This window comes from Pseudomonas sp. FG98 (assembly GCF_057808595.1).
Genome location: NZ_JBMDIJ010000160.1, coordinates 1 through 5,570, shown reverse-complemented (window position 1 = coordinate 5,570; position 5,570 = coordinate 1). Strand labels below are relative to the sequence as shown.

Below are 5,570 nucleotides of genomic sequence, written 5' to 3'. Positions count from 1 at the left end.
CTATGCTCGGCGCAGACCCTGTGGGAGCTGGCTTGCCAGCGATGAGGCCCGAAAGGACGAATGCAGATTCAGCGCAGCACAATCACCCAAGGCCCATAGGCCTCGACCTTGCCGCCATGGGGCTGCAATACCGCGCGCAAGGCCGCCTGCGGCTTGCGCAGGTCATACACGCCAGTCACCCGCTTGCGCCCCAGTTCGTCGTTACGCAGCACCACCAGCCCCGGCGTATAGCGGCGCAGTTCGGCCACCACCTCGGCAATCGGCGTGTCGTCGGCGATCACCTGGCCCTTGCGCCAGGCCGCCGTCTGCCCTGGCGCGAAGGTATCGAGCCGGGCCTGGCCATCGTGGTAGTCCAGCCGGTCCCCCGGCTTCAACTGCGCGGCCAGGGCCTTGGCCGCACGCCAGTCATCGACCTTGACCGAACCTTCCTGCACCGCCACGCGCGTCTGCCCGGCGCCGACATCGACGTTGAACGCCGTGCCGGTGACCGTCACCTGCAAGGCGTCGGCCCGCACATGAAACGGCTTGCTCTTGTCCGGCATGACCTTGAAGAAGGCCTGCCCGCGGATCAGCTTCACATCGCGCCGATCCCCGGCGTAGTCGACGGCGATGGCGGTGTCGCTGTCCATCTGCACCAGGCTGCCGTCGGCCAGGGTGACATCGCGGGTCTCGCCCGCCGCCGTGCGGTAGTCGGCCTGCATGCGCAAGGACAGCGACGGCGCCAAAGCAACCATCAGACAGGCCGCCACCGCCCCGCCCAACCAGTAGCGCCGGCGTTTCGGCCGTACCGGCAGCGGCACCACCGGCGCCAGCACCGGCTCCACCGGCCATTGCGCCTGGGTGCTCGGCGCCAGTTGCGCGCTCAATTGCCAGACCCGCTCGGCCTTGCGATAGGCCTTGGCATTGGCCTCGTCGGCGGCGCACCACTGCTCCATCCCGGCGCGCAGTTGCGCGTCTTCGGGGGCCGCCTGCAGGCGCAGGAACCAGTCCAGGGCCTGATCGCGGCGCTGGGTGGCGCAGTCGGCTGACGTCATGTCCGGCAGATCTCCAAAGGCAGAAAAGGTCGGCAAGGGTCGCACACACGCCCCGTCTGCGGCAAAAGACGCGGCAGACGCCGATTTTTCCAGTACTTCGTCACGGCGCTCAGTCATCGTCCGGCTCCAGGCGCTCCAGGCAATGACGCAAGGCGTCGTGCACCAACTGATGGACCAGGCTGGTGGACACATTCAGATGGGTCGCCACCTGCTGCAAGGTGAAGCCGCCCAGGCGGTGCATCTCGAAGGCCAGGCGGGTGCGTTCGGGGAGTTCTTCAAGGGCGCGGCTGATGGCCGCCAGCTCGTTCTGGCCGCTGACCTCGCGCTCCGGCGAGGCGCTGCTGGAAGGCAGTTCGGCAAGAATCTCGTCACCGCCGGGCTGGGCTTTTTCCGTGGCGTGGCGGCGGGTCAGGTCGAGGGCCAGGTTGCGCACGATACGGTACAGGTAGCTGGCCTGATGGCGGATCGCCGCGTCTTCGTCCTGGCGACTGAAGCGCAACCAGGCCTCCTGCACCACGTCCTCGGCCCGCGCCCGGCAGCCGACGATGGGCGCCGCATAATCCAGCAGCGCCGCGCGATGAGCGAGGTAGAGCTCCAGCTTGTCGTCCGCCACGATTCGGCTGCCTGTCGATGAAGTCGCCCGGAGGCATGGGCGGGCGATGTTACCGGCAGTCGATAATCATTATCAATAACAACTGATAAAACCTTCATCTGTGCCTGCTGTTCAAGGCCTTGGCAAAGAGCGAGAATCCCGCCCCATAGTCCCTTGGGAGATGACTTTGATGAAATCGATGGTCTTGCTGATGCTGGCGGCCCTGGCCGTTGGCGCCCACGCCGCCGAAGAAGAAAGCACGCCGTGCGACAACGTGGAAACCGACCAGCAGAACTACGAATGCGCCCGCTACAGCCGCACCGCCTCCGAGCGCGAGCTGGACGCCGCCTTCGCCGACCTGCAGGACCGCATCAAGGAGCAATACGCCGGCAAGGCCGCGAAGATCAGCGAGCTGACCAAGCGCCTCAACGACGCCGAAGCCGTGTGGAAGCAACTGCGCGACGCCGACTGCAAGGTCGAGACCTACGACGTCCCGGCCGGCAAGGCCTTCGAGGCTGCGCAAAACACCTGCATGGCGCAGCGCAACGACGACCGCTCCGAGTACCTGCAATCCCTCGGCCTGTCCACTTCCGACTGAGCACTCCATGATCATTTGCGGTATCGAACTCAAGGGCAGCGAAGCCCTGCTGGCCCTGGCCAGCCTGGACGCCGGGCAACCGGTGCATATCGCCACGGCGATCAAGAAGATCGGCATCGAAGACGACGAAGACGCCGCGCAAGTCCGCGACTTCGCCGCGCGCATGCAGGCCTTTGTCGGCGAACACGGCGTCACCCACCTGGCGATCAAGAAGCGCAGCAAGAAGGGGGATTTCGCCGGCGGGCCGGTGACTTTCAAGCTGGAAGGAGTGTTGCAGTTGTTGCAGGGGTGTGAGGTGCACCTGGTGTCGCCGCAGACCATCACGGCGCAAGGCAAGAAGCATGATTTCACCCCGCCGGCGGCCCTTAACAAGTATCAGCACGAGGCCTGGAAAAGCGCCTGCGCGCTGATGTTCACTCGGCGCTGAAAGCTGGGCTCACCCCGGCGCCTGCCCCTCCTCTATCCCCCTCATCATCGACTCGGCCAGCGCCCTGGAAGCTTCCATGGTGTGCTGGGTCGCCCAGAGCATGCCCTCCAGATGGCGGTCCTTGACCGTGTCACAGGCCTGGAGATTGGTTTCGTAGGCGGAGCGCAACATGACGATGAGGTGGACCATGGCCTTGTCGAATCCGGCACCGGCACACACGGCGAAGAGCGGGGGATGATTGCTGTTGCAGGAAGCGAAGCGGGTGTGGACGGTGAGTCCGCGTGAAGATGGAGCGGGTGGATCGGGGACGATCTTTTTCATGACAACCCTCTATTGTTTATCCGGGCTGACATCCATTTGCTGTCAAACAAAGGGTGGCAGCTGTACGCGGGTTGACAGACCGAGAATAGAGGAACCCGGCGCGCAACGAGTGCGCCCCACGCACAGCCGCCATGGACTCCGGCCGTAAGCACGGAGGAGTTGGCACTGTGGATTCAACTATTAGTCGGTCTGTCAAAACCGGTCGCCAGACATCAACGACGGCAGCAAGACTAGGCAGCGTTTCCCCAGCACGCAACGGCTGATAAGCCGCGGAAGTATGCTTGGGAAATTGCCTACAAGAAAGTCGGAGATCGGTGAAGTTTCGTAGCCATTTATGGCGAACTCAGTAGGGCTGCTTTGCAGCCCTTCGCGACGGTTCGGCGCCCCGACAAGCTCGCTCCCACGGAGCCTATATACCGTGGGAGCGAGCTTGCTCGCGAAGGGCCGCGAAGCGGCCCCAATTGGCTTAACTGACTGGCATTAGCCAGATGGTGGCCCTTCGACTAGGTGGCCGCCGTGGCTAGTGCTATAGGTGGGAGTACTATTCGGTTCTCATGGAAATGCCTTTCCCAAGCGTATCAACCCCCGCCCTCTGATTTCGCTCCTGCCACTCGGCCAGGGCAGATTTGAAATCCTCCAGGAACTGCACGTAGCCCCGTGAATCTTTTCCTGGACACCGGAACGTCAACACCCAGAATTCCGACTTCGTCTTCAACCTGAAAGCTCTATCAAAGACGAAGCTCTCGATTTCACTGAAATGAATTGGCTTCCTGTGGTTGAAAACTATCTTGTCCCCCTCGATTCGTGCGGTCTCTGATTCGGTAAGAAACTCCAGCCCTATCATCATGAGCGCTAAGTTGATCATCACACTGCTAACGACCAGTTCTATGACAAGTAAATACCTAGGGAGAATAAAAATCAGAGCAATCAGAAAAAACGGAAGAAGAATCGGTGAAATGATTATAAACTGAGCCGGCTTGGTGCGAATCTTCAAGTTGATATCTTTCATTTTCTCTTCATCATTATTTTTGGGCAATGAGTCTGCGATCCGTCATCGACAACACGCTAATAACAGATTTTAGAGCGGGTGCTTCCAGTATTAATAAGCGTCGTCGCTATCTGGATCGAACCCGCACAACAAGTCGATTTCTTTGGGAAACCTGACTTCGGGAACCGTGTAGTCGAGATAGGCCCCGATGCTATCGGGGAACACCACGGTGATCAGCCACAGTACTTTGGCAGGAGCCCACAACACCGCCCAGCGTTTGCCTTTTGGGGTGGACAGGTCCTCACGATATTTTTTCGCCCACTCTCGGTAGCCATAGAGGAAGGTGTCTTCGCGGGACATCTTTGGAGGCGGGGGACTAGGCCTCGGCAGCCCTTGCGGACCATAGTCCATGAAATGCTGCATATAGCTGAACAATTCGCAGGCAGACTCTCCATTATCACGAATACCCACGTTGCCACATGAAATCGAAGCCTCTCGTGGAGGGGATTGAGTCCAGTCAATGCCAACTAGCAAAAGAGGATTGAAAACAGCTCCACCGGAAACAACAAAATTGCCCGCCATGGGTTGCATTTCCTGCCAATCCAGGGTGACCAAGCGAAATTCGTCCGGAATTACATAGTAGACCTTTCCTGTTTTTCGACTTATACGAACAGGGCTACCCGGCGAGCCTCGTCCTATTAGATATAGAAGACCTCCAATAGCAGCACTTAAAAATGGCATAAAAATGACTCCGAGCCACATATCTATTGGGTAAGGTCCAGGAAGCGTTGCAAGAGTAATCACACCAGAAAACACCCCCACCAGAAAAAGCACTCCGATAGCGCTGCTATACGCACTTTTTAAGGTTCTAGCCCCCTGATACACTTCTAAACAGTTTTCGTTAACCCTCCGCACGCCAAGGTATTCATTCACACAATCAGGACCAAGCTTCATCCTGAAGCGATTTGAATATGGACGACTTATAGGCCTGGCTCCCGACAGCACATAGGACGGTAACTTCTTTACCTCGAATCGCGACCTCATAGTGGTTTCCTTACTGATGCCAGTATTTCTTGAAAAATTGTTTCCGATAACCTTTCCGAAGATGCAAATGCCAACGGCTGTGGCGCTTCCCAGCCCCACAGCATTTGTTACAAGGTCAAATGGCTTCTTCAAACTTACGCTATCGACAGAACATGCAATGCGCTTGTGCGTTGGTGTTCGGATGACGCTGAAACCGGCTCACTCCACTCGCCAGTCATGGTCTCCTTCGACCAGCGTGCCACCATGGCTGGTGGTGTCGCCCACACGGGCAACGGCCTGGCCTTCGATGAAGGTATCGCTGGAACCCGTGCGGATAACCGCACCGCAACTGATCGAATCGCCAACCCGGGCAATGGCCCGACCATTGACGGTATCTACGCTGGAGCCGCTGGTTACGGTACCGGGGCCATGGATAGGGCAATCGTGGCGGTGGCCTACGAGAACGACTGGATTCATAAGGGGCTTTCCTTGTTTGGTTGGTTGGCGTTGATCACGCTTGCGAAGTGGCTCATGGCGCAGTCCTCGATTCCAGATCCATATCCGCAGGCCATTTCACCTTGGGCGCC

General features: G+C 59.2%; 8 protein-coding genes. 2 read left to right on the top strand and 6 right to left on the bottom strand.

Translation table 11 applies throughout. The annotated features are described in order from the left end of the window. Positions 1-68: 68 nt before the first annotated feature. The gene (locus tag ACODSK_RS32250; protein WP_489022161.1) at positions 69-1,034 is read right to left on the bottom strand and encodes a FecR family protein; all 966 of its coding nucleotides are present in this window, start codon (positions 1,032-1,034) and stop codon (positions 69-71) included. Positions 1,035-1,143: 109 nt separating this feature from the next. Beyond that, the gene (locus ACODSK_RS32245; protein WP_489022159.1) at positions 1,144-1,647 is read right to left on the bottom strand and encodes a sigma-70 family RNA polymerase sigma factor; all 504 of its coding nucleotides are present in this window, start codon (positions 1,645-1,647) and stop codon (positions 1,144-1,146) included. Between the two features lie 169 nt (positions 1,648-1,816). Between ACODSK_RS32245 and ACODSK_RS32240 the strand changes: the two genes are divergently transcribed. Both ACODSK_RS32240 and ACODSK_RS32235 read left to right on the top strand, forming a co-directional pair. Continuing rightward, positions 1,817-2,224, top strand: a complete 408-nt coding sequence (locus ACODSK_RS32240; protein WP_489022158.1) for a lysozyme inhibitor LprI family protein — start codon at positions 1,817-1,819, stop codon at positions 2,222-2,224. Positions 2,225-2,231: 7 nt separating this feature from the next. After that, positions 2,232-2,651, top strand: a complete 420-nt coding sequence (locus ACODSK_RS32235; RefSeq protein WP_489022156.1) for a DUF3010 family protein — start codon at positions 2,232-2,234, stop codon at positions 2,649-2,651. Positions 2,652-2,660: 9 nt separating this feature from the next. Here ACODSK_RS32235 and ACODSK_RS32230 read toward each other — a convergent pair whose 3' ends face one another. The 4 genes from ACODSK_RS32230 to ACODSK_RS32215 all read right to left on the bottom strand — a co-directional run bounded on the left by ACODSK_RS32230 (position 2,661) and on the right by ACODSK_RS32215 (position 5,460). After that, positions 2,661-2,972 carry a hypothetical protein gene (locus ACODSK_RS32230; RefSeq protein ID WP_489022155.1) on the bottom strand — a complete coding sequence of 104 codons (312 nt, stop codon included), beginning with the start codon at positions 2,970-2,972 and terminating at the stop codon, positions 2,661-2,663. A gap of 541 nt (positions 2,973-3,513) precedes the next feature. Next, positions 3,514-3,981 carry a hypothetical protein gene (locus tag ACODSK_RS32225; RefSeq protein WP_489022153.1) on the bottom strand — a complete coding sequence of 156 codons (468 nt, stop codon included), beginning with the start codon at positions 3,979-3,981 and terminating at the stop codon, positions 3,514-3,516. A gap of 90 nt (positions 3,982-4,071) precedes the next feature. After that, complete coding sequence (locus ACODSK_RS32220; protein WP_489022152.1) at positions 4,072-4,893, bottom strand: hypothetical protein; 822 nt, start codon at positions 4,891-4,893, stop codon at positions 4,072-4,074. A gap of 309 nt (positions 4,894-5,202) precedes the next feature. Then, positions 5,203-5,460, bottom strand: coding sequence for a PAAR domain-containing protein (locus tag ACODSK_RS32215; protein WP_489022150.1), 258 nt, complete (start codon positions 5,458-5,460; stop codon positions 5,203-5,205). Positions 5,461-5,570 lie beyond the last annotated feature (110 nt).

Coding starts and splice junctions, on each gene's coding strand:
- ACODSK_RS32235 (WP_489022156.1), top strand. CDS start 2,232: ATGATCATTTGCGGTATCGAACTCAAGGGCAGCGAAGCCCTGCTGGCC.
- ACODSK_RS32250 (WP_489022161.1), bottom strand. CDS start 1,034: ATGACGTCAGCCGACTGCGCCACCCAGCGCCGCGATCAGGCCCTGGAC.
- ACODSK_RS32225 (WP_489022153.1), bottom strand. CDS start 3,981: ATGAAAGATATCAACTTGAAGATTCGCACCAAGCCGGCTCAGTTTATA.
- ACODSK_RS32240 (WP_489022158.1), top strand. CDS start 1,817: ATGAAATCGATGGTCTTGCTGATGCTGGCGGCCCTGGCCGTTGGCGCC.
- ACODSK_RS32230 (WP_489022155.1), bottom strand. CDS start 2,972: ATGAAAAAGATCGTCCCCGATCCACCCGCTCCATCTTCACGCGGACTC.
- ACODSK_RS32215 (WP_489022150.1), bottom strand. CDS start 5,460: ATGAATCCAGTCGTTCTCGTAGGCCACCGCCACGATTGCCCTATCCAT.